22 protein-coding genes are annotated in these 24140 nt (G+C 71.4%); 13 read left to right on the top strand and 9 right to left on the bottom strand.

The window, feature by feature from the left end; all coding sequences use genetic code 11:
- Positions 1-206: 206 nt before the first annotated feature.
- Together ACFXOA_RS22745 and hemL are read right to left on the bottom strand one after the other, a co-directional pair.
- Positions 207-896 (bottom strand): histidine phosphatase family protein, encoded by a 690-nt coding sequence (locus tag ACFXOA_RS22745; protein ID WP_385031457.1) that lies wholly within the window; start codon positions 894-896, stop codon positions 207-209.
- Positions 893-2200 (bottom strand): glutamate-1-semialdehyde 2,1-aminomutase, encoded by a 1308-nt coding sequence (hemL, locus tag ACFXOA_RS22740; protein ID WP_385031454.1) that lies wholly within the window; start codon positions 2198-2200, stop codon positions 893-895. Before hemL ends, ACFXOA_RS22745 begins: the two co-directional genes overlap by 4 nt.
- Positions 2201-2492: 292 nt before the next feature.
- Here hemL and ACFXOA_RS22735 point away from each other — a divergent pair, with 292 nt between their 5' ends.
- The 4 genes from ACFXOA_RS22735 to ACFXOA_RS22720 all read left to right on the top strand — a co-directional run bounded on the left by ACFXOA_RS22735 (position 2493) and on the right by ACFXOA_RS22720 (position 4530).
- The gene (locus tag ACFXOA_RS22735; protein WP_385031451.1) at positions 2493-3077 is read left to right on the top strand and encodes a hypothetical protein; all 585 of its coding nucleotides are present in this window, start codon (positions 2493-2495) and stop codon (positions 3075-3077) included.
- A gap of 79 nt (positions 3078-3156) precedes the next feature.
- Positions 3157-3510 (top strand): STAS domain-containing protein, encoded by a 354-nt coding sequence (locus ACFXOA_RS22730; protein WP_385031448.1) that lies wholly within the window; start codon positions 3157-3159, stop codon positions 3508-3510.
- 76 nt (positions 3511-3586) lie between these two features.
- Positions 3587-4072, top strand: coding sequence for an ATP-binding protein (locus tag ACFXOA_RS22725; RefSeq protein ID WP_385031445.1), 486 nt, complete (start codon positions 3587-3589; stop codon positions 4070-4072).
- 86 nt (positions 4073-4158) lie between these two features.
- Positions 4159-4530 carry an STAS domain-containing protein gene (locus tag ACFXOA_RS22720; RefSeq protein WP_385031442.1) on the top strand — a complete coding sequence of 124 codons (372 nt, stop codon included), beginning with the start codon at positions 4159-4161 and terminating at the stop codon, positions 4528-4530.
- Between the two features lie 56 nt (positions 4531-4586).
- On the opposite strand, the gene ACFXOA_RS22715 is transcribed toward ACFXOA_RS22720, so the two are convergent.
- From ACFXOA_RS22715 to ACFXOA_RS22700, 4 genes are all read right to left on the bottom strand, one after another.
- Positions 4587-5015 carry an STAS domain-containing protein gene (locus ACFXOA_RS22715; protein WP_385031439.1) on the bottom strand — a complete coding sequence of 143 codons (429 nt, stop codon included), beginning with the start codon at positions 5013-5015 and terminating at the stop codon, positions 4587-4589.
- The gene (locus ACFXOA_RS22710) at positions 5012-6094 is read right to left on the bottom strand and encodes a B12-binding domain-containing protein (protein ID WP_385031436.1); all 1083 of its coding nucleotides are present in this window, start codon (positions 6092-6094) and stop codon (positions 5012-5014) included. Before ACFXOA_RS22710 ends, ACFXOA_RS22715 begins: the two co-directional genes overlap by 4 nt.
- The gene (locus ACFXOA_RS22705) at positions 6091-7857 is read right to left on the bottom strand and encodes a PP2C family protein-serine/threonine phosphatase (protein ID WP_385031433.1); all 1767 of its coding nucleotides are present in this window, start codon (positions 7855-7857) and stop codon (positions 6091-6093) included. The genes ACFXOA_RS22710 and ACFXOA_RS22705 overlap by 4 nt, the downstream gene beginning before the upstream one ends.
- Positions 7858-8046: 189 nt before the next feature.
- Positions 8047-9549 (bottom strand): SulP family inorganic anion transporter, encoded by a 1503-nt coding sequence (locus ACFXOA_RS22700; RefSeq protein WP_385031430.1) that lies wholly within the window; start codon positions 9547-9549, stop codon positions 8047-8049.
- A 518-nt stretch (positions 9550-10067) separates the two neighbouring features.
- On the opposite strand from ACFXOA_RS22700, the gene ACFXOA_RS22695 reads away from it, so the two are divergent.
- Complete coding sequence (locus ACFXOA_RS22695) at positions 10068-10490, top strand: MerR family transcriptional regulator (protein ID WP_385031427.1); 423 nt, start codon at positions 10068-10070, stop codon at positions 10488-10490.
- Positions 10491-11020: 530 nt separating this feature from the next.
- On the opposite strand, the gene ACFXOA_RS22690 is transcribed toward ACFXOA_RS22695, so the two are convergent.
- The gene (locus ACFXOA_RS22690; protein ID WP_385031425.1) at positions 11021-11593 is read right to left on the bottom strand and encodes a TIGR03086 family metal-binding protein; all 573 of its coding nucleotides are present in this window, start codon (positions 11591-11593) and stop codon (positions 11021-11023) included.
- 93 nt (positions 11594-11686) lie between these two features.
- Between ACFXOA_RS22690 and ACFXOA_RS22685 the strand changes: the two genes are divergently transcribed.
- The 4 genes from ACFXOA_RS22685 to ACFXOA_RS22670 all read left to right on the top strand — a co-directional run bounded on the left by ACFXOA_RS22685 (position 11687) and on the right by ACFXOA_RS22670 (position 14855).
- Entirely contained in the window at positions 11687-12682 is a 996-nt protein-coding gene (locus ACFXOA_RS22685; RefSeq protein ID WP_385031422.1) for a DUF6597 domain-containing transcriptional factor, read from the top strand.
- Positions 12683-12828: 146 nt separating this feature from the next.
- The gene (locus tag ACFXOA_RS22680) at positions 12829-13578 is read left to right on the top strand and encodes a Mut7-C RNAse domain-containing protein (protein WP_385031419.1); all 750 of its coding nucleotides are present in this window, start codon (positions 12829-12831) and stop codon (positions 13576-13578) included.
- Between the two features lie 120 nt (positions 13579-13698).
- Positions 13699-14034 carry a YnfA family protein gene (locus ACFXOA_RS22675; RefSeq protein WP_385031417.1) on the top strand — a complete coding sequence of 112 codons (336 nt, stop codon included), beginning with the start codon at positions 13699-13701 and terminating at the stop codon, positions 14032-14034.
- Positions 14035-14096: 62 nt separating this feature from the next.
- The gene (locus ACFXOA_RS22670) at positions 14097-14855 is read left to right on the top strand and encodes an SDR family NAD(P)-dependent oxidoreductase (RefSeq protein WP_385031414.1); all 759 of its coding nucleotides are present in this window, start codon (positions 14097-14099) and stop codon (positions 14853-14855) included.
- 126 nt (positions 14856-14981) lie between these two features.
- Here ACFXOA_RS22670 and ACFXOA_RS22665 read toward each other — a convergent pair whose 3' ends face one another.
- A complete protein-coding gene (locus tag ACFXOA_RS22665) occupies positions 14982-16175 on the bottom strand; it encodes an RtcB family protein (protein WP_385031411.1) in 1194 nt (397 codons plus the stop codon).
- 173 nt (positions 16176-16348) lie between these two features.
- On the opposite strand from ACFXOA_RS22665, the gene ACFXOA_RS22660 reads away from it, so the two are divergent.
- From ACFXOA_RS22660 to ACFXOA_RS22650, 3 genes are all read left to right on the top strand, one after another.
- Positions 16349-17185 (top strand): DUF3558 domain-containing protein, encoded by an 837-nt coding sequence (locus tag ACFXOA_RS22660; protein WP_385031408.1) that lies wholly within the window; start codon positions 16349-16351, stop codon positions 17183-17185.
- Positions 17186-17523: 338 nt separating this feature from the next.
- On the top strand, positions 17524-18360 hold the full coding sequence (locus ACFXOA_RS22655; protein WP_385031405.1) for a DUF3558 domain-containing protein: 837 nt from the start codon (positions 17524-17526) through the stop codon (positions 18358-18360).
- Between the two features lie 313 nt (positions 18361-18673).
- The gene (locus ACFXOA_RS22650; RefSeq protein ID WP_385031402.1) at positions 18674-20173 is read left to right on the top strand and encodes a DUF2637 domain-containing protein; all 1500 of its coding nucleotides are present in this window, start codon (positions 18674-18676) and stop codon (positions 20171-20173) included.
- A 69-nt stretch (positions 20174-20242) separates the two neighbouring features.
- Here ACFXOA_RS22650 and lysS read toward each other — a convergent pair whose 3' ends face one another.
- Entirely contained in the window at positions 20243-21994 is a 1752-nt protein-coding gene (gene lysS, locus ACFXOA_RS22645; RefSeq protein ID WP_385031399.1) for a lysine--tRNA ligase, read from the bottom strand.
- A 146-nt stretch (positions 21995-22140) separates the two neighbouring features.
- On the opposite strand from lysS, the gene argS reads away from it, so the two are divergent.
- Complete coding sequence (argS, locus tag ACFXOA_RS22640; RefSeq protein ID WP_385031396.1) at positions 22141-23919, top strand: arginine--tRNA ligase; 1779 nt, start codon at positions 22141-22143, stop codon at positions 23917-23919.
- Positions 23920-24140 lie beyond the last annotated feature (221 nt).

Genomic DNA, 24140 nt, shown 5'->3' with positions numbered 1-24140 from the left:
TATTACCTCATTGCCATACAAACTGGTGATGGCTTAGATGAGGAATCCAACACGGGGGTTCCACCGATAATCATAAAAATGATTACGTGAACAGACCCTTACATTTGCTGCACATGGCCTACAGGGCGGCGGGGTGCGCCCGGATCACACGCGGGAGCTGCTAGGGGCGTGTCCCGCGTGTGATCCGGGCGCCGCGGGACGGCCTTTCAGGCGCCGAAGGCCTTGGACTTCCCCTTGACCGGCTTCGCCCCCGCGAGCAGGTGCGCCGGAACGAGGTCCCTGGCCGGCTCGGTGTACCCGACGGAGACGATCTCGTCCCCCTGGTACGTGAACGTCGTCAGCGAGGCCAGGGTGCACTGCCGCTTGCGCGGGTCGTGCCACAGCCGTCGCCGCTCCACGAAGCTCCGCACGATCCAGATCGGCAACTGGTGGCTGACGCACACCGCCTCGTGCCCTCGGGCGGCGTCACGCGCCGCGTCCAGGGCACCCATCATCCGTACGACCTGCTCGACGTACGGCTCCCCCCAGGACGGCTTGAAGGGGTTGGTGAGGTGCTTCCAGTTCTCCGGCTTGCGCAGCGCCCCGTCACCGACGCCGAAGGTCTTGCCCTCGAAGACGTTGGCGGCCTCGATGAGACGTCCGTCGGTCGCCAGCTCCAGGCCGTGCGACGCGGCGATGGGGGTGGCCGTCTCCTGGGCACGCTCGAGCGGGGAGGCCACGACATGCGTGATGTCGCGCTTCTCCAGGTGCTCGGCGACCCGGTCGGCCATCCGGCGGCCGAGGTCGGACAGGCTGTAGCCGGCCCGGCGCCCGTAGAGCACACCCTCCGGGTTGTGCACCTCACCGTGGCGCATCAGGTGGACGACGGTGATGTCCTTGCTGCTGGACTCGCTCATGCGGTGGCCTCCGATGCGGCGCGGGCGGCGGCGGGCAGCGCGGCGGCGACCCGCTCCAGCGCCCGCGCGTCGTGGGCGGTGGAGACGAACCAGGACTCGAAGGCGGACGGGGGCAGATACACGCCCTGCTCCAGCATCGAGTGGAAGAACGCGGTGAAGCGGAACGCCTCCTGCTTCTTCGCCCCCTCGTAGTCTCGGACGGGCTCGTCGGTGAAGAAGACGGAGAACATGTTGCTCGCCGCCGACACCGTGTGCGCGACGCCCTCCTTGGTGAAGGCCTCGCCGACCAGGGCGCGCAGCTCCGCGGAGACCGCGTCGACCTTCGCGTACGCCGCGTCGTCCAGCAGCCGCAGCTGGGCGAGGCCCGCGGCGGTGGCCACCGGGTTCCCGGACAGGGTGCCCGCCTGGTAGACGGGGCCGGCGGGTGCCAGGTGCGCCATCACGTCGGCGCGGCCGCCGAACGCCGCGGCGGGGAAACCGCCGCCCATGACCTTGCCGAAGGTCATCAGGTCGGGACGCACTCCGTCGATGCCGTACCAGCCGGCCTTCGACGTGCGGAAGCCCGTCATCACCTCGTCGGAGATGTACAGCGCGCCGTTGGCCGCGCAGATCTCCTTGAGCCCGGCGTTGAAGCCGTCGAGCGGCGGCACCACGCCCATGTTGCCCGGGGAGGCCTCCGTGATCACACAGGCGATCTCCCCCGGCTGCGCGGCGAACGCGGCGCGTACGGCGTCCAGGTCGTTGTACGGAAGCACGATCGTGTCGCCCGCCTGCGCCCCCGTCACGCCGGGCGTGTCGGGCAGACCGAAGGTGGCGACCCCGGAACCGGCCGCGGCCAGCAGGGCGTCGACGTGCCCGTGGTAGCAGCCGGCGAACTTCACGACCTTGGCGCGCCCGGTGAAACCGCGGGCGAGCCGGATCGCGGACATGGTCGCCTCGGTGCCGGACGACACCAGGCGGACCTGCTCGACGGGATCGATCCGGGCGACGATCTCCTCGGCGAGCGCCACCTCGCCCTCACCCGGCGTACCGAAGGAGGTACCGCGGGCCACGGCGTCCTGGACGGCGGCGGTGACCTCGGGGTGCGAATGGCCGAGGATCATCGGCCCCCACGAACACACGAGGTCGACGTACTCACGGCCGTCGGCGTCGGTGAGGTACGGACCCGTACCGGACACCATGAACCGGGGCGTACCGCCCACGGCACGGAACGCACGCACGGGAGAGTTCACGCCACCGGGTGTCACGAGGGACGCCCGGTCGAAAAGCGTCTGCGAAACTGGGGCTTCGTATGGATACGCCACTTTGGTCCTGATCTGCGATTCGAGGTTCGGGGGGCCTGACCGGCGATTCCGGCCACCGGTGAGCAGGGAGCGCGCTCTCCCCGTATGAGGCTCGTACAACGAAAGGGCGTCAGTCTCCTCGCGTCTGCGAAACTGGGGCGTCATAGGGAAAGCTCACCCATGCCATGGTGTCAGAGGCGTCGACGGTCTTGCGGACAGGTGTTTCACCGCGCGCCCGTGGGGGAGGTCACTGACGATGATCGGGTTGCGCGGCGGGGCTGTGTCTCCTAAGAAGTAGTCGGGTGGATGAGATATGCATCGCGGTGGCGGAGTGGGCGAAGGGACCGACGACCTGGGGCCCGAGCCTGCCCGGCGAGGGCGGCACCGGCGCGAGGCCGAGCGCGTACGGGACGCGTCGACGGCCGGCGTCGAGGATTCCGGGAGCAGGAGCAGTGGAAGGGTGGGGGTGACCTACAAGTACTTCGGTGCGCCCGACGGGGCCACCGCCGCGCGTGTGCCCATCTCCATGCGCCCCGAGGAACTGGGCGGCGACGAGCTGGGCATGGGCGGCATGTTCAGCAAGATCAAGCCGGAGACGGTGGCCGCCATGGTCCTCACCGGCATACAGGGCATACCCCTGCACAAGGTGCCCCCGCTCGAACTCGTCGTGCTCCACCCCGACTACGCGGTGGTCAAGCTGCCGATGACGGTCGTGGACCCCCTGCGCGACGTCGGCGAGGAGTCGGTCGGCGCCGCGGCCTTCATCTGGTCCACGGTTCCCGACCGGGGCGGCCCGCGCGACGCCTTCAACGTCTACCAACTGCTGCACGAGTGGCAGGACTTCTCCCACCGGCTGCACGACGCGGGCCATCAGGCGTACTGCCTGGTGTGGCCCTGAGCACCACCCGGGCTCCCGGAGGGCGCGGAATCGGGGAGCACCTGTTCGCCCCCGCGCACCGGTGTAGGAAAATACGGCCATGACGGCGGATGAACTGCGTGTGGTCGTGGAGACCGCGGACGACGGTGTCGTCCTGATCCGTGTCCGGGGCAGCCTGGACGGGTGGTCGGGCCACTCCGAACTGGTCGAGGCGCTCGACGGCGCCGCCGGGCGCGGCGGACGGCTGACCGTGGCCGACCTGTCCCGGCTGGAGTTCGCCGACTCGACCGGACTGCACGTCCTGCTGAACGCCCAGCGCCGGCACACCGCGACCGGGGTCCGGCTGGTTCTGGCCGGGCCTCTCGACACCGGGCTGCGCAGGCTCTTCGAGGTCTCGGGCACACTCGGTGCCTTCACGTTCGCCGACACGGTGGACGCGGCGCTCTCATGCTGACCTCCCGCGCCCCGCGCCGGCCGTCCATGGAGCGCCGGAGTGTGAGCGGGCGCTGTCAGGGCAGGCGCAAAAGGTAATGAACGGGGAGCGAGAAGTGCTGCGGGACGGTACGACTCCGGTCCATGGGACGGAGGAGGCCGCGGCCCCGGCTGCCCCGGCGGAGGCCGGAGGCACGGGCCACGGTTCCACCGTGCCGCTGAACGCGGCCGCCGCGCGTGACGTGGTCACCCGGCTCCTGGAGGAGGAGTTCTGCGGGCTGGGCGGAGAGGGCCCTGCCGATGTGGTGGTCGCCGACGCCCTGCTGGTCACCTCCGAGCTCGTGACCAACGCCGTCAGGCACGGCGGAGGTCTCACCGGCTTCACGGCGCGTATCACCGACGACGGCCTGCTCCTCACGGTCGCCGACGCCAGTACGGAGACTCCCGTCACGGCGGAACGCGATCCCGGAACCACCCCCATCGGCGGCTACGGATGGCTGCTGGTGCGCCGGCTCACCAAGCACGTGGCCATCAGGCATCTCCCCGGTGGCAAGCACATCGTCGCCCTGGTCGCGCTCACCTGAAGGACCTCCGGCGAGCCGTGTCCCCCGTCCTCACCCGGAGCACGGGCAGGGCGCCGGCCCGCTGAGGCGGTTGGCATAATTCCCGCATGGTCCGCGAGCCCATCGACAACTCCGTACCCGCCGGTCGGCCCGTGGTGGCGGCCGAGTGCGAGATCAACGGCCACTGGGTCGTACGCGCCCAGGGCGACATCGACTGCGACACGGTCGACCCGCTCTTCATCTCCCTGTGGCAGGCCGTGGGAGGGCACCGGGTCGTCGTGCTCGACACGTCGGCGGTGACCTTCGCGGACTCCTCGTTCCTGGGACTGCTCATCGACGTGCACCAGCGGACGGAACTGCGCGTCGTCGCGCCGGGCGCGGCGGTGACACGGCTCCTGCGCACCGCGGGCGTCGACCAGGTGCTGCACACCTTCCCCACTCTCGACGCGGCGCTCGGCGCCCCGCCGGGGGCCGCCTGACATCGGGCGCCCCGTCCGGCCCTGAGGGCGTTCCCCCCGGTCTGCGGGGGTGCCCGTCAGCCGGAGGGTGCCGACGGCGGGAAGGACCGGTACGGCTCGCCTGCCGGCCGCGGGCCCTCCTCGGCGCGGCCGGCCTGGCCGCGCGCCCCGTCGGCCGCGACACCGAAGAGGTGCCCGGTCCCGGTGACGTAGAGGATCCGGCTGAGGAAGGCCGGGGGGTTCTCCAGGCTCAGCCTGATCCCCCGGGCGGAGGTGCCGCGGTGGACCAGCAGGAGGCTGGAGACGCCCATGGAGTCGCACACCCGCAGCCCGGCGCACTCCAGGGCCAGTTCACGCAGCGTGGGATCGGCCTCCAGGCACTCCTGGAAGCGCTCCACGAACTGGTCACTGGTGTCGTAGTCCAACTCACCGGCGACACGCAGGCGTACGGCGCCGGGCGAGGCTTCGACGTCGAGGGTGAGGGATGGACGGGGGCGTTCGGTCATCCTGTGCTCCGGTGTCGCTGCCCGCCGGCCTCGAGGACGGCTCGCGCCCCGGCCAGCATTCTGGTGGTGCGGGGGAAGTCCTTGAGCTCCGTCCCCAGCACGTCGAGCACCGGCAGCAGGGAGGCGGCCGGGACCCTGCGGGCCTCGAGAATGGCAGCCGTCCAGCTCATGAAGCCGGTGAAGAGATCGTCGTCGTCGACGTAGAGGGCCGCACCCAGGTACTCGACGATGTGGGCGACGTCCTGCGCGGTGTGCTCACGTTGCTGTTCGGTGTAGGACGCCGCCGCGGGGAAGCGATCCTCCAGCTGCGCCATCACCTCGCGCACGAGTTGGGGTCTGCCACGGACGACGAGTGTGTACTCCTGGTCGCCGAGGTGGGGCAGGTCGTCGATCTGCTGCCGGCCCGCCGCCGGGACCGGCACCGGGAGGCCGTCCGCCAGCCGGACCGCCGCCGACCGTGCGTCGGGGGCCCAGGCGTCCGCCCCCAGCAGACGGGCGAACCGGCCGTCCTGGCCGAAAGCCGCCCCGCCCACCAGGACGGGCACCCCGACGGCCTGGCAGGCGGTGATCGCCGCGTGCGCGGTCGGCAGCCGGGTGGGGATCGACGAGGACAGCGCGACGGCGTCGGCACCGAAGCTGTGCAGGTGCCCGATGAGGTGCGGCGTCGGCACCTGCGCCCCGAGGAAGTCGACCCGCCATCCGCGCAGGGTGAGCACCTCGGCCAGCAGACGCGCCGGCAGGGCGTGCCACTCCTGGTCCACGCAGGCCACGGTGACCCGGCCCGCACAGGGCTCGGCACGCACCCGTGGGTGGTGGGCGAGTGCTGCGATGACCCGTTCGGCGATGGCGCTGGCCGCGTGCTCCTGAGCCACGGAGAGCCGGTTGGCCGCCCACTCGGTGCCCACGCGTGCCTGTACGGGCGCTATGACGTCGAGCAGGACCGCCTCCGGGTCGGTCCCCTCGTCCACGGCGGAGAGGACCAGCCGGGCGGCGGTGTGTTCGTCGCGACCGGTCACCGCGTCCCACAGCCGGTCCTGGAGTCCTTGCGTCCCGGGTACGGCGAGAGTGTCTGTGCTCATGCGGTGTACCTGCCCCGGGTGTGGCCGTCCACCGCACTCAGATGGGTGGTCTGCGGAGCGGTGATGGCGACGAGCGCCATGTCGTCGTGACGTCCGTCGTGGAGCCACTCGGACGCGAGCATCTGCACCCGCTCGACGACCGCGGCTCCGGGCATCCCGACGCACTCCGCCATGGCGCGCATCAGCCGCTCCTCGCCGAAGAGCTCGTCGCCGAGCGGACCTCCACGGGCCTCGGTGACCCCGTCCGTGTAGAGCAGGCACGTCTCGCCCGGCATGAGGTCCGTCTCCACCGTGTGGGCCTCGACGTGGGGCAGCGCCCCGACCAGCGTCCCGCGGGTCTCGATCTCCTCGACCCGGCCGTCGTTGCGGATCACCAGCGGGGCGGGGTGCCCGGCGGAGGTGAGGCTCAGGCGCACCCGGTGCTCCTCGCGCCGGACCGAGGCCAGCACGAGGGTCGCGAACCGCGTGTGGTGGGAGTTGAGGAGCGCCCCGTTGAGGAGCCGCAGCATGCGGGCGTGGTCGTCGGCCATCGGGGTCAGCGCCTGGAGGGTGTTGCGGATCTTCCCGGTGAGGACCGCGGCGTCCAGGCCCTTCCCGCACACGTCCCCGAGGACCGCCAGGGACACGTCGTCGGGCGCGCTGCCCGGGTGCACGTCGTAGAAGTCACCGCCGACGCGCTCCCGTGCGGCGGCGGGCTGGTAGCCACCGGCGAACTCGACCCCGTTGACACGCTCCAGCCGGGGCGGCAGCAGATCCCGCATCAGGGTCCGGGTTATGTCGCTCTGCTCGGCGTAGAGGCGCGCGGCGGACAGGGCCGCGCCGGCCCGGGCGGCGAAGAGCCGGGCGAAGACCTCCTCGCTCTCGTTGAACCCGGCGGAACCGGTGCCGCGCAGCAGGACGAGGACGCCTGCCGGGACCCCGTGCCCCGGCAGGGGGGTGATGGCGGCCGACCCGACCGGGCCGGCGAAGTCGTCGGGCAGCAGCCAGCCCGGCAGCGCGGCGGGGTCGATCCACCGCGACGGTACGGGCGGGAAACCCTGCAGTGCCTCGCTGAGACCGGGTACGAGCGCGGGGTCCTCCGTCACCGTGCGCCGGAACGCGGCCCCGCCGTCGACGGCGTACGCCAGGGGCAGCTTCCGTCCCGAGGCGGGGAGGATCACGACCGCCGCGTCCGCGAGGTGCCGGGACGCCAGCTGGGCGGTGACACGCATGCAGCGGTCGGTGTTCAGCGAGGCGAGCAGGACGTTCGACGCCTCGGCCAGGAAGGTGGTGCGTTCCCGCTCCCTGGTCAGCTCCTCCTCGACGAGACGGCGCGGGGAGTCGTCGAACAGCCACCACGCCACGTCCCCTTCGACGTTCACGACAGGACGCGCCTCGAAGGCCGAGCCACCGATCTCGCCCCGGTACGCCGGGCGGTCCACCGCCGCGAGAGGGCCGGGCCGGTGCCCGGTCTCCGCACGGGCGGAGCCGGCAGGCGCGAAGTCCTCGTGCGCGGCTCCCTCGCGGGGTGCGAAGTCCTGTTGGGGTGCGAAGTCCTGGTGGGGCTCGAAGTCCTCGTGGGCCTGTGTCAGCCAGGCCGGGGCCACGTCACCCAGCGGGAGTCCGTGCGCGGCTTCGGGCAGGAGTGACGCCGCGGCCGGGTTGCGGCCCACGACCGCACCGGCCGGGTCGACGACGATCACGGGGTACGGGGCCTGTCCCCACAGGTCGTACGCGGGACGTTGCTGAGTCTTCGTGGCGATCTGTTCCTTCTGAGGAGCCATGAGGGGGGGCCCGCGTGATGCGAGCCGCACCACCTTCCAACTGGACGAAAATTGCTTTCCCTTCGGCAACCATTGCCCAGCCGGGGAGCGTCTGGCAAGCCACCCTCCCCTTACGGCCATGGGCGCGGAGCCCGCCGGAAAGGCCCTCACCGGCGCTTTCGCGCCTCGGAGGACGGGCTCGGACGCGTGTCAACCTCCTGTGGCGAGGCGCCCGCTGAGGGTGCTGTGGAGGTCGGCGCTGGGCTCGTCGAGACCCACGATCTCCACACGCTTGCCGCGCTGTTCGTACTTCGTCGTGACGGCGTCCAGGGTCGCCACCGACGAGGCGTCCCAGATGTGCGCGGCAGTGAGGTCGATCACCACCTCCTCCGGATCGCCGGCGTAGTCGAACCGGCCGACCAGGTCGTTGGACGAGGCGAAGAAGAGTTCGCCGAAGACGGAGTAGACGACCCTGCCACCGTCCGGATCGGTGACGGACGTCACGTCCGCGAGGCGCGCGACCCTCCTGGCGAAGATCACCATGGCGGTCACCGAGCCGACGACGACACCGATGGCGAGGTTCGAGGTGGCGACGACGCAGATCACCGTGATCACCATCACGGCGGTCTCGCCCGCCGGCAGCCGCTTCAGCGTCCCGGGAGCGATGGAGTGCCAGTCGAAGGTGGCGAAGCACACCATCACCATGACCGCGACGAGCGCCGCCATCGGGATGTGCGAGACGAGCGGCCCGAACACGATGCACAGGACCATGAGGAAGACACCCGCGAGGAACGTGGACAAGCGGGTGCGCGCCCCCGACACCTTCACGTTGATCATGGTCTGGCCGATCATGGCGCAGCCGCCCATCCCGCCGAAGAAGCCGGTCACGATGTTGGCGACGCCCTGGCCGATCGACTCACGCGTCTTGCTGGAGTGGGTGTCCGTGATCTCGTCGACCAGTTTGGCCGTCATCAGCGACTCCATGAGGCCGACCAGGGCCATGGCGAGCGCGTACGGGGCGACGGTGGTCAGGGTGTCCAGGGTGAAGGGCACGTCGGGCAGGCCGGGCGTCGGGAGCGAGGAGGGCAGTGCGCCCTTGTCCCCGACGGTCGGCACCGCGATGCCCGCCGAGACGGTGATCGCGGTGAGGATGACGATCGAGACCAGCGGCGCGGGGATCACCTTGGTGATCCTCGGGAACAGCACCATCAGGACCAGGCCGCCCGCGACCAGCGGGTAGACCGGCCAGGGGACGTCACTCAGCTCGGGGACCTGACCCATGAAGATCAGGATCGCCAGGGCGTTGACGAAGCCGACCATCACGCTGCGGGGCACGAACCTCATCAGCTTGGCCACCCCGAGCGCCCCCAGGACGATCTGGAAGACACCGCCCAGGATGACGCCCGCGACCAGGTAGCCCAGTCCGTGCTCCCGGTTGAGGGGGGCGATGACCAGGGCGACCGCACCGGTCGCGGCGGAGATCATCGCCGGCCTGCCGCCGACCACGGAGATGACGACGGCCATCGTGAAGGCGGAGAAGAGGCCGACCGCCGGGTCCACCCCGGCGATGACGGAGAAGGAGATCGCCTCGGGGATCAGCGCCAGCCCCACGACGAGACCGGCCAGGACCTCGGTCCGGAAGACCTTCGGGGAGAGCCAGGCGGGCCGGAACCCGGCCGGCCGGCGGTCCGGCGACAGTACGGATGAGGACAAGGGGCGTGACCTGTCGTGCTCGGGCACACCCGGCGTACCGGGACGTGCGGGGGGACGCGGGGGCCGGGGTGGCGTCCCGCGGATCGTCCGCGCGGGACGCGGACGGAAGCGTGGGGGCGGGCAGCGGCGGGGCGGCCTTCCGCGGTACCGCGGGCGGCGACCGGCGGGTCTTCCGCCGCACCGCCGGCAGCGGTGGGGTTGCGGACGGCCGTCGCGCCCGCGCGAGGACGGCGCGGACCGTGCACCGGCGGCGGTGCCCGGAGTGCGCCGGGACCGGGAGGTCCCGCGGGTATCGGGCACCCGGCCTCGACCGGTGCCGCGACCTGGAAGGTGCCTGCCGGGCGGGGCGCGTCGGGGCGTCGTCGACCCGGGGCAACCGACCTTCGTCGACTCTACCCTAACGTTAGGGTAGAGATGGTTCGTCGTACCGTGTGGTCACGGTGGTCACGACGGCCGTCGGGGGACACGGGACACCGTGCACGGATCACCGTGCACACCGAGACAGTGAGCGGGACACGGTGAGCGGCGAGCACATGCAGATCGGCGAGGTGGCGGCACGCACCGAGCTTTCACTGCGCACGATCCGGCACTACGAGGAGACCGGGCTCGTGTCGCCCTCCGCCCGTTCGAGGGGCGGTTTCCGTCTCTACACGGAGGCGGACGTGGCACGGCTGATGGTCATCCGCCGGATGAAGCCACTGGGCTTCACCCTGGACGAGATGCGGGACCTCCTGGAGGTGACCGACCGCCTCGACAACGGGACCGCGCTGGCACCGGACGAGCGCGACGCCCTCCTGGCGCGGATCCGCGCGTACGAGCGTGCCGCCTCCGAACAGGTCGAGAAGGTACGCGTGCAGCTGGCCCGGGCCGAGGAGTTCGCGCTGACCCTGCGTACCCGCCTCGACCGCGACGCCTCCGCCCCCACCACGGGGACAGCCTGAGACGGGGCGGCCCCGGGCGGGGGCCGGTTCGCGCAGTGGTCGTGCGCCGGTAGCGCGGGACACCGGGCTCGGGATGCGCGCCGGGTGTGGGATCCGCACCCCGGTGGTGCGCCGGGGGCGCGCAGTGTCCTTCCTGCCCCCGGTCACCGCAGCGGAAGCGGCCCGGCCCCCGGACAGGCCATGGGCAGGTCACCGATGAGCCATTCATTGGCCGAAGAACGATCTCCAGCCGCTCCCGGTGCTGCCGATGCAAGGAGCACCAGTCGCTCCCGAGGAGGCCCCCGGCATGCACGACCTGCTGCTGACCCTGTCCGTTCCGGCCGTGGTCGCCGCGAGCGGTGTGTACACCGTCTGCGCCTGCCGGCAGGACGCCCCGCCGTCTCCGTACACACGGCGGGCGGCCCGGCTCGCCTCGCGCGACGCGGTGATCGCGGCCGAGGCGGTCGTCGACAGGGCGTACACGACGCTCGGATGGCTCTATCCGGCTCCGCACGCCGTTCCGTGCACAGGAGGCTGCCGGACCGCGACGGTCAGGGGCGAGGGGCACGCCAGCCTGGGTCGCGTCCCGTCTCCGCCAGCACCTGCTCGAAGGCCGTAGCCCCCGGCGGCAGGGGGAAAGCAGGTCCGTACACCTTGGCCTCACGGGCCTGCGGAGCCATCGCGGCGACCTCCGGCAGGAGCTCGGCGACCACCGCGGGGGCCACCTCGTAGTCCTGTCCTGTCGCCCTGGCCAGGTCCCACGCATGCACCACCAGATCCCCCAGCACCATGAAACCGACCGTCCTGGCGGGCAGCTTCATGCCACCGCTCACCCCTTCCTCCGCCCCGGGCTCGGCCCAGGCCTTCACGAGCAGCGTGGTCGCCTCGTCGAAACGGTCACGCCAGTCACCGGTGACGGCGTCCTCCGTACGGCTGAAGTCAGGCTCGCCCTTCGCGGCGAGGATCCTGAAGTTGTCGACCACCATGGAGAGATGGTTGACCAGGGCCCGGACGTCGTAGTCCCCGCACGGCGTGGGGGCGGCGAGCTGTGTGTCGTCGATGCCCCGCACCACGGGTACCGCGTGTGCGGCGGTTTCCTCGAGCAGTTCACTGATCGTCTTCATGGGTCCGACGATGCCTCAGGGGCGGGTCGGACGTCTTGAAGAAACGCGACACGCCCCGGCTCCCGCAGGCCCCGTGTCCGTAGGATCCCCGCCATGACCGGAGCGGGAGTGGGAGCCGGCTCAGCCGCGGAGGCGGACGGCGACGGCGGCCCGGCAGGCGGTGGCGGCGAGGCACGGGGCGGAGACGGCGCCGGGCGGCGCGGTGACAGCGAGACGCGAGGTGACGGCGCCAGGGCGCGGGGCGACGCCGTCGCGGCGCCCGCTCGTGGGACCCGGGGCATCATCGGTGCGTCCGACCTCTTCGACCACGTCGACTTCCGGCTCCGTGAGCCCGCTCCCGCCCTTCGGCCGTACCTGGAGCAGTACTGGCTGATCGACTGGGACCTCTCCGAGCCGTACACCTCCCAGGTGGTGCCGCACCCGAACGTCCATCTCGTCCTGGAGCGCCCGGGGACGGGGGACGATCCGGAGCCCGCCGGATCCGCCGAGGTCCACGGCATCGTGCGAGGCGTCTTCACCCGTCGGCTGGAAGGGCGGGGACGGGTCTGCGGTGTCAAGTTCCGCGCCGGGGCGTTCCGGCCCTTCGCGCCGCACCATCCCGTGTCCCGGTGGACCGGACTGCACGTCCCCGCGGACGAGGTGCTGTCCGTTCCGCCGGACTCTCCAGCGGTCTCCTCGGTGGCACGGACCGTCCTCGACGAGGCCGACGAGGACGCACGGGTCGCGGCTCTGGACGCGTACCTCCTCCGGGTGCTCCCACCGCCGGATCCCCAGGCGGTGCTGGCGACGGAACTCGCCGAACTCGCCCGCACGGACCGCTCACTGCTCCGGGCGGACGCTCTTGCCCGCGCCGGAGGCATGTCCGTGCGGTCGCTGCAGCGGCTGTTCTCCGCCTACGTGGGAGTCGGGCCGAAGTGGGTCATCCTCCGGCATCGCATCCATGAGGCACTCCGGCACGCGGACGCGGACCAGGAGACCGACTGGGCCACGCTGGCGGCGGACCTCGGCTACAGCGACCAGGCGCATCTGGTCAGGGACTTCACCACCACGGTCGGCGCCCCGCCGACGGCGTTCGCCCAGAGGCGCTGACGACTCCCCCGGGTACGTCCACGACCGGCGCGCCGGTGACCGGCGGTACCGGAGCCGGCCGCCGCCACCCGCCCGGCGGCCGGCGGCGCCCAGCAGCACCCGGAAAACGGTCGCCCGGCCGCCCGGCGCGATGGCATCCTGGCCAGGTGAACGGACCCGAGATCACCTTCGAAGTAGCCCCGGAGCTGCGGCTTTTCGTCACCCACGGGCGCCGCCAGGGCCGCACGAAGGTGATCACGGACGGCTCATCGACCCTCGGGCACCTCGTGGAGTCGCTCGGCGTTCCCCTCACCGAGGCCGGGCACCTACTGGTCGACGGGCTCGCCGTGCCCGCGTCCCACGTCCCCGGGGCGGGAGAGCACGTCGAGGTGTGCGCCGTGCGTCGGCCGCAGCGGGTGCCGGGCGCACCCCTGCGCTTTCTCCTCGACGTGCATCTGGGCACGCTCGCACGGCGGTTGCGGCTCCTCGGCGTGGACGCCGCGTACGAGAGCGAGGACATCGGCGACCCGGCGCTGGCCGCGCTCTCCGCCCGGCAGAAGCGTGTGCTGCTCTCCCGCGACCGGGGACTGCTCAGGCGCAGGGAGATCTGGGCCGGGGCGTACGTCTACAGCGACCAGCCCGACGAGCAGCTCCGGGACACCCTCGGCCGCTTCGCGCCCGCCCTCGCGCCGTGGACCCGCTGCACCGCCTGCAACGGCGCACTCGCCGAGGCCGACAAGGAGTCGGTGAGCGGGCGGCTGGAGCAGGGCACCCAGGCCGGCTACGACGTCTTCGCGCAGTGCGCCGACTGCGGCCGGGTGTACTGGCGGGGCGCACACCACGCCCGCCTCGAAGCCATCGTGGCGGAGGCCCTGCGGGAGTTCGGCGGGGGCGGAGGCCGGGCGCCGGCCACCTGACCGCGGGCTCCCGGGCCGGACACCCGCACGCGGCCTCGGGGGCGGGCGTCCGTCGAGCACGGCGACCCCGAAGGGCTCCGGCGCGCCCTGAGCCTCTGACCGCTCCGTACGCTGTGCCCCATGCTCGTCGCCCGCTCAGCCGCCCTCTTCGCCGTCGCCGCCCTCTTCGAGATCGGAGGCGCCTGGCTGGTGTGGCAGGGCGTCCGCGAGCATCGCGGATGGATCTGGATCGGGGCGGGTGTCATCGCTCTCGGCGCGTACGGGTTCGTCGCCACTCTCCAGCCGGACGGCGAATTCGGCCGGATCCTCGCGGCGTACGGCGGGGTCTTCGTCGCCGGGTCGATCGCCTGGGGCATGGTTGCCGACGGCTACCGTCCGGACCGGTGGGACGTGGCCGGAGCCCTGGTCTGCCTCGCGGGCATGGCGCTGATCATGTACGGCCCGCGCAACCACTGATCGACCGGCGGGGCGGCCCGCCTATCCTGGCCCCGTACCGATCAGCTGTCCGAGGAGTTCGCATGGCCGCCACCCCCATCGCCGTCATCACCGGCGCGAGCAGCGGCATCGGTGCCGCGACCGCCAGGCAGCTGGCCGCCGCCGGGTACCGCGTGGTCCTCACCGCGCGCCGCAAGGACCGCATCGAGGCACTCGCCGCGGAGATCACCGAAGCGGGCCACCAGGCGACCGCCTACGCACTGGACGTCACCGACCGGGCCGCGGTCGACGAGTTCGCGACCGCGTTCCGCTCCCTGGCCGTCCTGGTGAACAACGCGGGCGGCGCACTGGGCGCCGATCCGGTGGCCACCGGCGACCCCGCCGACTGGCGCCAGATGTACGAGACCAACGTCATCGGCACACTCAACATCACCCAGGCCCTGCTGCCGGCCCTCACCGCGAGCGGCGACGGCACGGTCGTGATCCTCTCCTCGACGGCCGGGCACTCCACGTACGAGGGCGGGGGAGGCTACGTGGCCGCGAAGCACGGCGAGCACGTCCTGGCCGAGACCCTGCGCCTGGAGATCGTCGGCACCCCGGTCCGCGTGATCGAGGTCGCCCCCGGCATGGTCAAGACCGAGGAGTTCGCCACCACCCGTTTCCGCGGTGACACCGAGAAGGCCGCCAAGGTCTACGCCGGCGTGGACGCCCCGCTCACCGCCGACGACGTCGCCGACACCATCACCTGGGCCGTCACCCGCCCCAGCCACGTCAACATCGACCTCCTGGTCGTCCGCCCCCGCGCCCAGGCGTCCAACTCCAAGGTGCACCGCACCGGCTGACCCGCACGATCGGCCCTCCCCGACGGCAGCCGGCGGCCGGCCCGCCGTGGGCTGCTGGACGGCGGCACGCGAGCGGGCCCGGACACGTTCGTCCGGGCCCGTCGTCGCAACGGAGGATGCCGGTGGTCAGCCCTTCACGCAGACGATCTGCTTGATCTTGGCGACGACCTCCACGAGGTCCCGCTGCTGGTCGATGACCTGCTCGATCGGCTTGTACGCGGCCGGGATCTCGTCCACCACTCCGGAGTCCTTACGGCATTCGACGCCACGCGTCTGGTCCTCCAGATCCCGTGTCGAGAACGTCCGCTTGGCCGCGTTCCGGCTCATCCGCCGGCCCGCACCGTGCGAGGCGGAGTTGAAGGACGCCGCGTTCCCCAGGCCCTTCACGATGTACGAGCCGGTCCCCATCGACCCGGGAATGATCCCGAACTCTCCGGAGCCCGCCCGGATCGCGCCCTTCCGGGTCACCAGCAGGTCCATGCCGTCGTACCGCTCCTCCGCCACGTAGTTGTGGTGGCAGGAGATCACCGGATCGAACGTGACCTTCGCCTTCTTGAACTCCTTGCGGACCACGTCCTGAAAGAGGCCCATCATGATCGACCGGTTGTACTTGGCGTACTCCTGCGCCCAGAAGAGGTCGTTCCGGTAAGCCGCCATCTGCGGGGTGTCAGCGATGAACACCGCCAGGTCACGGTCGACGAGGCCCTGGTTGTGCGGCAGCTTCTGAGCCTGCCCGATGTGGAAGTCCGCGAGCTCCTTGCCGATGTTGCGGGATCCGGAGTGCAGCATCAGCCACACGCTTCCCGCCTCGTCGAGACAGAACTCGATGAAGTGGTTGCCCGAGCCGAGCGTTCCCATCTGCTTCGTGGCGCGCTCCTGACGGAATTTGACCGCTTCGGCGACCCCGTCGAAACGCGACCAGAAGTCGTCCCAGCCCTGGGCCGGGAAGCCGTGGAGCCTCCCCGGATCGACGATCTCGTCGTGCATCCCCCGGCCCACCGGGATCGCCTGCTCGATCTTCGACCGGAGCCGCGACAGGTCACCCGGCAGGTCGTTGGCCGTGAGCGAGGTCTTGACCGCCGACATCCCGCAGCCGATGTCCACACCCACCGCGGCCGGACATACCGCCCCGTGCATCGCGATCACCGAGCCGACCGTCGCACCCTTGCCGTAGTGGACGTCCGGCATGACGGCGAGGCCCTTGATCCAGGGCAGCGTGGAGACGTTGCGCAGCTGCTGCATCGCCCCGTCCTCGACCGACGCCGGGTCCGCCCACATACGGATGGGAACCTTCGCACCCGGTACCTCTACATACGACATAACTCCTCGATTCCCCCGAAAAAGACTGAAAGCGCAAAACCGGCGCCAAGGTCGGCAAACAGGTCGGCCGACCGGCAGTCACGGCGGCGCGTGCGATACACATTGTGTCCATCGGCCGCCATCGGGCGGCAACCCGTTTTCGTACCGAAGGGAGCCTGGGAACCGTGCGACACATGGCGTACGTACCCGGCGTAGCGCTTCTCGTGGCGCTCGTCGCCGGCTGCAGCGCCGGCTCCGGCGCCGAAGATCCCGCCGCCGACAGCAAGCCCGGCAGCCCGGCGGTCACGACCGCGCCTCCCGGGAAGTACCGGACGCTGCCCGAATCCTGCCGTGCCGTCCCCCGCTCCATGCTCAAGGACCTGCTGCCGGGCACCGCCGAGCTTCCCGAGGAGCAGCGGGAGAGGGTGTACGAGGGCACGGCGTCCGTCACCTACGACACCGACCGCAAGGTCGGCTGCCGCTGGTCGTCGGACACCCCGGACGCGTCGTGGAACCTGTCGATCGACCTGGAGCGTGTCGTCTCCTACGAACCCTCGGTGAGCGACGACGACCGGGCCAGGGAGGTGTACGCCCAGAAGCAGGAGGACGCCGGGCTCCCCGCGCCCGGTGGCGTCACCCCGAGCGAGACACCGGACGGTTCCGCCTCCGCCTCTCCCGGCAGCACCCCTTCGGGCACCCCGTCCGGCACCCCGGACGGCACCACTTCCGCGTCCTCCGCCTCCCCGTCGTCAGGTTCCGTCAGCTCCGGCCCGGACACCCCCGGTGAGGACCTCCGGCCCCGGCTGCTCGACGGACTCGGGGACGCCGCGTTCCTGGACGATGTGCTCACCCCGGCCGGTTCCACCTCGCAGCACCGCACCGTGAGCGTGGTATTCCGCACATCGAACGTGATCGTGACCGTCCACTACGGCGAGCAGCCCGGCCGCCCCTCCGAGGTCCCCGACAGCAAGGAACTGCAGGAGAAGACGCAGGCCCTGGCCCGAAATCTGAACGAGACACTCAGCGACTGACCCGCGCCGCCGGGCCTCGGCGCGGGGCCCGGCCGGGCGGCCGGCACCTGCCGGGCGCCGATGCCGGAGGCGGCATCCGCTCGCGGTCCGTCGTACCGTGGCCCCGGTCGACGTACCCGGCGGTGTTGCGCCACGAGGTACGCGGCCCGGCATCCAGCCGGCCGCCGGACCACGTGCCCCCGGGTCGCGTGACCGCAGTACGAAACCGACAGACCGCACGACCGCCCGTACCCGGCACGTCCGAGCGTGAACCGCCCGGACGACCGGCACACCGTCCGACCGGCACACCGCCCGCCCGCACGCGACCGACTCCGCCGTGCCGTCCGAGTGAAGGAACCATGCACCGATCAGCTCCGCGACTGTCCCGCATACTCGCCTGCGCCGCCGTACCGGTGATGCTCGTCGTCGCCGGCTGCTCGTCGGACTCCGGCGACTCCAAGGACACGGCGTCCTCGACCTCGCCGAGTGCGAAGAAGAGCGAGCCCACCGTCGAGCCCGCGAAGTACTCCGCGCTGCCCGACGCCTGCGACTCGCTCTCGGCGAAGACGATCGAGGACCTCGTCCCGAAGGCCAAGACCAAGGGCGGCACCCCGGGCAAGTCCAGCGACACGGCGACCCGTGGCGGCTGCTCGTGGAACGGCCTGGACGACAACGGCGTCAAGGGCTCGCAGTACCGCTGGCTCGACGTCGGCTTCACCCGTTTCGACTCCGACCAGTCGCTGGGCAGCGGGGCCAAGCGTGCAACGGACGAGTACACGAAGCAGGTCGCCAAGGAGCAGGCGACCGAGGGGGCCGAGAAGCCCGCGTCCAAGCCCGCCGCCGGTCTCGGCGAGCAGGCCACGGCCATCACCTACGGCCTCACGAAGTCCGGCGACGACTTCGCCTACGCGACGGTCCTCGCCCGCACCGGCAACGTCGTCGTCAGCGTCACGTACAACGGGGCCGGCCTGGCGGGGGCCAAGACGCCTTCGTCCGCCGACATCCTGGAAGGCGCCCAGAAGGCGGCCAAGGAGGCCGTCGCGGCGGTCGGTTCGGACGACGGCGGGGAGGCGAGCTCGTCCCCGTCCGCCAAGCCCTCGGCCACGACGTCCTCCAAGGCTTCGTCCAAGTCGTCGTCCAAGTCGTCGTCCAAGGCGTCCCCGAAGACGTCGGCGAAGGCCACCAAGGCCTCGTAGGACCCCTAGGGCGGCCCGGGGGCACGTGGGCCGAACACCCGGACACCCGGACACGTGGGCCCGGACACCCGAAAGCCGGGACGCCCGAAGTCCCGGACGCCCGACTCCCGACGGCCCGTAGGCAATTCGTGACCGGAGTCGCACCCGGGCGCCAACTCCCCTGCGCAGAGGCACCTTGAGGCGGCCCGGCACTCCCCCGAGTGCCGGGCCGCGGCCCATCCCCGCGCAACGCGCCCGGCCGGCATGTGCCAGGCTGTGCCCGCGCCGGATGCCGAAGTGGAGCCGGTTCTTCAAGTTCGGGAGGGGATCGCGGGTGGCCGCAATGCAGCTGACACGCGCACACCGCGTGCTCATCGGAATCGTCGTCGCCGGCGCCGTACTCATCGCAGCGATCGGCTTCGCGGGCTCGTACGCCGCCGTGCGCGAGCTGGCGGAGGAGAAGGGCTTCGGGCAGTTCTCGCTGGTCTTCCCGATCGGCATCGACGCGGGCATCTGCGTCCTGCTCGCGCTGGACCTGCTGCTGACCTGGATGCGCATACCCTTCCCGCTGCTGCGGCAGACCGCCTGGCTGCTGACGGCCGCGACGATCGCGTTCAACGGCGCCGCCGCCTGGCCGGACCCGCTGGGCACCGGGATGCACGCCGTGATCCCGGTCCTGTTCGTCGTCGCCGTCGAGGCCGCGCGGCACGCGGTCGGCCGGATCGCCGACATCACGGCGGACAAGCACATGGAGGGTGTCCGCCTCACCCGCTGGCTGCTCTCCCCCGTGCCCACCTTCAAGCTGTGGCGCCGCATGAAGCTGTGGGAGCTGCGCAGCTACGAGCAGGTCATCAAGCTCGAACAGGACCGGCTGATCTACCAGGCCCGCCTCCAGGCCCGGTTCGGCCGCAACTGGCGCCGCAAGGCTCCCATCGAGTCGCTGATGCCGCTCCGTCTGGCCAAGTACGGTGTGGCACTCGCCGAGACCGCACCCGCGGGGCTCGCCGCCGCGGGCATCGAGCCCGCACTGCTGCCCCCGTCCCCGGCGGTCCTGGAGACCGAGCAGCACCCCGAACTCCCCTACGTACCGCAGGACCGGACGCCGGGTCAGCGGATCCGGCCCGAGCAGGCGCCCGAGCGGGAGCAGGGTGCGCGGGACGCGGACCGCCACCCGGACTCGCCGCCCTGGCACGACGAGGAGCGGTTCGTCCCGCAGGACGAGTACGAGCACGACCCCCGGGACGAGTACCCGCCGGACGGCCCCGACGGCTACGGCAGGCAGCACCCCGGGCAACAGCAGGACGTCCAGGAACACCCCGGCTCGCACGACAGTCCGTGGTTCGCGGCCCCCAAGGTGCCGGACGAGGCGTACGCGGGCGCTTACGACCCCGACTACGACGAGGGCCCGGAGTCCAGTCCGGTCATGATCCCGTCGGGCCCCGGGCGCACCCGCCCGCTCGGCAACGTGGGCACGATCGGCGCCTTCCCTCACCCGCGCGCCGCGGAGCCCGGCCCGGGGCCGCAGACGCAGATGCCCGTACAGCAGCCCGTACGCCTCGACGTCGAGGAACTCCATGCCGACCGGCAGGAGACCGAGCCGGCCGACCCCGCCGAATCGGCCGAGGCGGAGATCGAGTTCGGCGAGATCGCCTACCAGGTGTTCGCCGCCTACACCCAGCAGCACCAGGACTACCCGAGCGTCGAGGTCCTCGACATCCACCTCTCGGACGGGCACAACGTCCGCCACCCACGCAGCACCGCACTGCTGCGCAAGCTGCTGCCCGGCTTCAAGCAGCGCTTCAACGTGGACGAGGCGGCCGACCACATCGCCTGACGCCCGGGAGCGGGCACATGTGAACGGGCGGTCCGCTGAGCGGACCGCCCGTTCACATGTCCAGGAGTGCTACGCGCCCAGCAGCGTCCGCACCCGGTCGGCACCGACCGCGAGGAGCAGCGTGGGCAGGCGCGGACCGGTGTCCCGGCCGACGAGCAGCCGGTACAGCAGCGCGAAGAAGGAGCGCTGGGCCACCTTGAGCTCCGGCGTCGGCTTAGCGTCGGGCTCCAGGCCCTCCAGGACCTTCGGCACCCCGTAGACCAGCGTGGTCAGGCCGTCCAGCGACCAGTGCGAGTCGAGCCCTTCCAGGAGCAGCCTGAGCGACTCACGGCCCTGTTCGTCGAGGGAGCCGAGCAGTTCCTTGTCCGGCTCGCTCCGGACGACGGTGCGTGCCTCGGCCGGGACCTGGGTGGTGATCCAGTTCTCGGCCCGGTCGAGGCGCGGCCGGGCCTCGTCGAGGGAGGTCAGCGGGTTCTCGGGGTCGAGCTCGCTGAGGATGCGCAGCGTCTGGTCCTCGGCGCCGGCGGTGATGTCGGCGACCGAGGCGAGGGTGCGGTACGGCAGCGGGCGCGGGGTGCTGGGCAGCGTGCCCGCGGCGGTGCCGACGGCCCGTGCGTAGGACGCGGCGTCGGCCGGCAGGACCGTGCCGTCCGCGACCTTGCGGGCCAGCGAGTCCCACTCGTCGTAGAGCCGCTGGATCTCCTGGTCGAAGGCGATCTTGAAGGACTGGTTCGGCTTGCGGCGGGCGTAGAGCCAGCGCAGCAGCGGCGCCTCCATGATCTTCAGCGCGTCGGCCGGGGTCGGCACGCCGCCCTTGCTGGAGGACATCTTCGCCATGCCGGAGATGCCGACGAACGCGTACATCGGGCCGATCGGCTGGACACCGCCGAAGACCTCGCGCACGATCTGGCCGCCGACGACGAAGGAGGAGCCCGGCGAGGAGTGGTCCACGCCGCTGGGCTCGAAGATCACGCCCTCGTAGGCCCAGCGCATGGGCCAGTCGACCTTCCAGACCAGCTTGCCGCGGTTGAACTCGTTGAGGCGGACCGTCTCGGCGAAGCCGCAGGCCGAGCAGGTGTAGTTCAGCTCGGTCGTGTCGTCGTCGTAGGAGGTGACGACGGTGAGGTCCTTCTCGCAGTTGCCGCAGTAGGGCTTGTACGGGAAGTAGCCCGCCGAGCCGGAGCCGCCGTCGTCCTCGCTCGCCGCGCCGGAGCCCTCCGCGGCCTCCAGCTCGGCCTCGTCGACCTTCTTCTGCTGCGGCTTCTTCCCTCCCGCGGCGGGGTCCTTCTTGGTGCGGTAGCGGTCCAGGACCGCGTCGATGTCGGCGCGGTGCCGCATGGCGTGCAGGATCTGCTCGCGGTACGTGCCCGCGAGGTACTGCTCGGTCTGGCTGATCGGGTCGTACTCGACGCCGAGCTCCTCCAGCGCCGCGGTCATGGCGGCCTTGAAGTGCTCCGCCCAGTTCGGGTACGCCGAGCCGGCCGGGGCCGGGACCGAGGTCAGCGGCTTGCCGATGTGGGCCTGCCAGGAGTCGTCGACGCCCTCGACGCCGTTCGGCACCTTGCGGTAGCGGTCGTAGTCGTCCCACGAGATCAGGTGACGCACGGTGTACCCGCGGCGACGGATCTCGTCGGCGACCAGGTGCGGGGTCATGACCTCGCGGAGGTTGCCCAGGTGGATCGGGCCCGACGGGGAGAGGCCGGAGGCGACGACGACCGGTTTGCCAGGCGCACGTCGCTCCGATTCGGCGATGACATCGTCCGCGAAGCGGGAGACCCAGTCGGTCTCGGTGCTGCTCTGACTCGAAGCCACGGTCGGCACGTCCTTCTCTCGTGTTAGGACTCGTAGGGGACGCCCACGGAGGGCACCCCCATTCTCCCAGGTACCACCCGCAGCGCGAAAACGGCTTTACGCCCCGTGGGATACTGGGGTGATCCCTTGTCCTCTACCGAAACGGCAGCCGGCTCATGGCTTCGGTCCCTTCCCTCGCTTCCACGCTCCAGCAGCAGCTGGCGGACGCCCTGACGGCAGCTCTGCCGGAGGCCGGCACCGCGGACCCGCTGCTGCGCCGAAGCGACCGGGCCGACTTCCAGGCCAACGGCATCCTCGCGCTCGCCAAGAAGCTCAAGGGCAACCCTCGCGAGCTGGCCGCCCAGGTCACCGCGGCCCTCCCGGCCGGTGAGCTGATCAAGGACATCGAGGTGTCCGGCCCCGGCTTCCTGAACGTCACCCTCACCGACCGGGCGATCACCGAGACGCTCGCCGCGCGGGCCGCCGACGGCGACCGGCTCGGCGTGCCGGTGAAGCCCGGCGCGGGCACGACCGTCATCGACTACGCCCAGCCGAACGTCGCCAAGGAGATGCACGTCGGCCACCTGCGGTCGGCGGTCATCGGCGACGCGATGGTCCAGATCCTGGAGTTCACCGGCGAGAACGTCGTCCGGCGCCATCACATCGGCGACTGGGGCACCCAGTTCGGCATGCTCATCCAGTACCTCTTCGAGCACCCGGGCGAGCTGAAGCACGAAGGTCACGAGGGCGGGGAGACGGACGGCGAGGCCGCCATGTCCTCGCTGAACCGCGTCTACAAGGCGTCCCGGGCCCTGTTCGACTCGGACGAGGAGTTCAAGGCCCGCGCCCGCGACCGGGTGGTGGCCCTCCAGGCCGGCGACCCGGAGACGCTGGCGACCTGGCAGCGCTTCGTCGACGAGTCGAAGATCTACTTCTACTCCGTCTTCAACAAGCTCGACATGGAGATCCGCGACCCCGACATCGTCGGCGAGTCCGGGTACAACGACATGCTCGAGGAGACCTGCCGGATCCTGGAGGAGACGGGCGTCGCCGTCCGCTCCGAGGGCGCCCTGTGCGTGTTCTTCGACGATGTGAAGGGCCCGGACGGCAACCCGGTTCCGCTGATCGTCAAGAAGACCAACGGCGGCTACGGCTACGCGGCGACCGACCTCTCCGCGATCCGCGACCGGGTGCGGAACCTCGAGGCCGACAGCCTGCTCTACGTGGTGGACGCCCGGCAGTCCCTGCACTTCAAGATGGTCTTCGAGACGGCCCGCCGCGCCGGCTGGCTGAACGACGACGTCAAGGCGCACCAGCTGGCCTTCGGCACCGTCCTGGGCAAGGACGGCAAGCCGTTCAAGACCCGTGAGGGCACCACCGTCCGGCTGGAGGACCTGCTGGACGAGGCCGTCGAGCGGGCCACCGCGGTCGTCCGGGAGAAGGCCGAGAAGGTGGGCCTGTCCGAGGAGGAGATCGTCGAGAACGGCCGGTACGTCGGTGTCGGTGCGGTCAAGTACGCCGACCTTTCGACGTCCGCCGTGCGCGACTACAAGTTCGACCTGGACCAGATGGTCTCGCTGAACGGCGACACCTCGGTGTACCTCCAGTACGCCTACGCCCGGATCCGCTCCATCCTGCGCAAGGCCGGCGACGCGAAGCCCGCCGCCCACGCCGAGCTGGAGCTCGCTCCGGCCGAGCGGGCGCTGGGTCTGCACCTGGACCAGTTCGGCGCGGTCCTGGAGGAGGTCGCCGAGGGGTACGAGCCGCACAAGCTGGCCGCGTACCTCTACCAGCTGGCGTCCCACCTCACCACCTTCTACGACCAGTGCCAGGTGCTGAGCGACGAGAACGCGCCGGAGGTCGTCGAGAACCGTCTCTTCCTCGTCGAGCTCACCGCCCGCACCCTGCACCAGGGCATGAAGCTGCTCGGCATCCGGACGCCCGAGCGCCTCTGAGCACCCACCCCGGCACACACGGCGACGGCCCCGCATCCCTGGGCGGGTTCTAGCGATCCCCGCAACACCTGGTTGTCGGCTCCCCTTCGGTGGTCGGATTCGCACTCAGCTTCGGCTGCGGGCCTGTACCGGCCCTGTGCTGAACACATCCGTGCGCCCACCGCCCGTGACGCAGCACGCGGCCCGGTCCCGACGGGGGTGGCGGGACCGGACCGCGTGGG

Source organism: Streptomyces sp. NPDC059166 (assembly GCF_042755185.1).
Lineage (GTDB): Bacteria > Actinomycetota > Actinomycetes > Streptomycetales > Streptomycetaceae > Streptomyces.
This window is presented reverse-complemented; position numbering and strand designations above follow the sequence as displayed.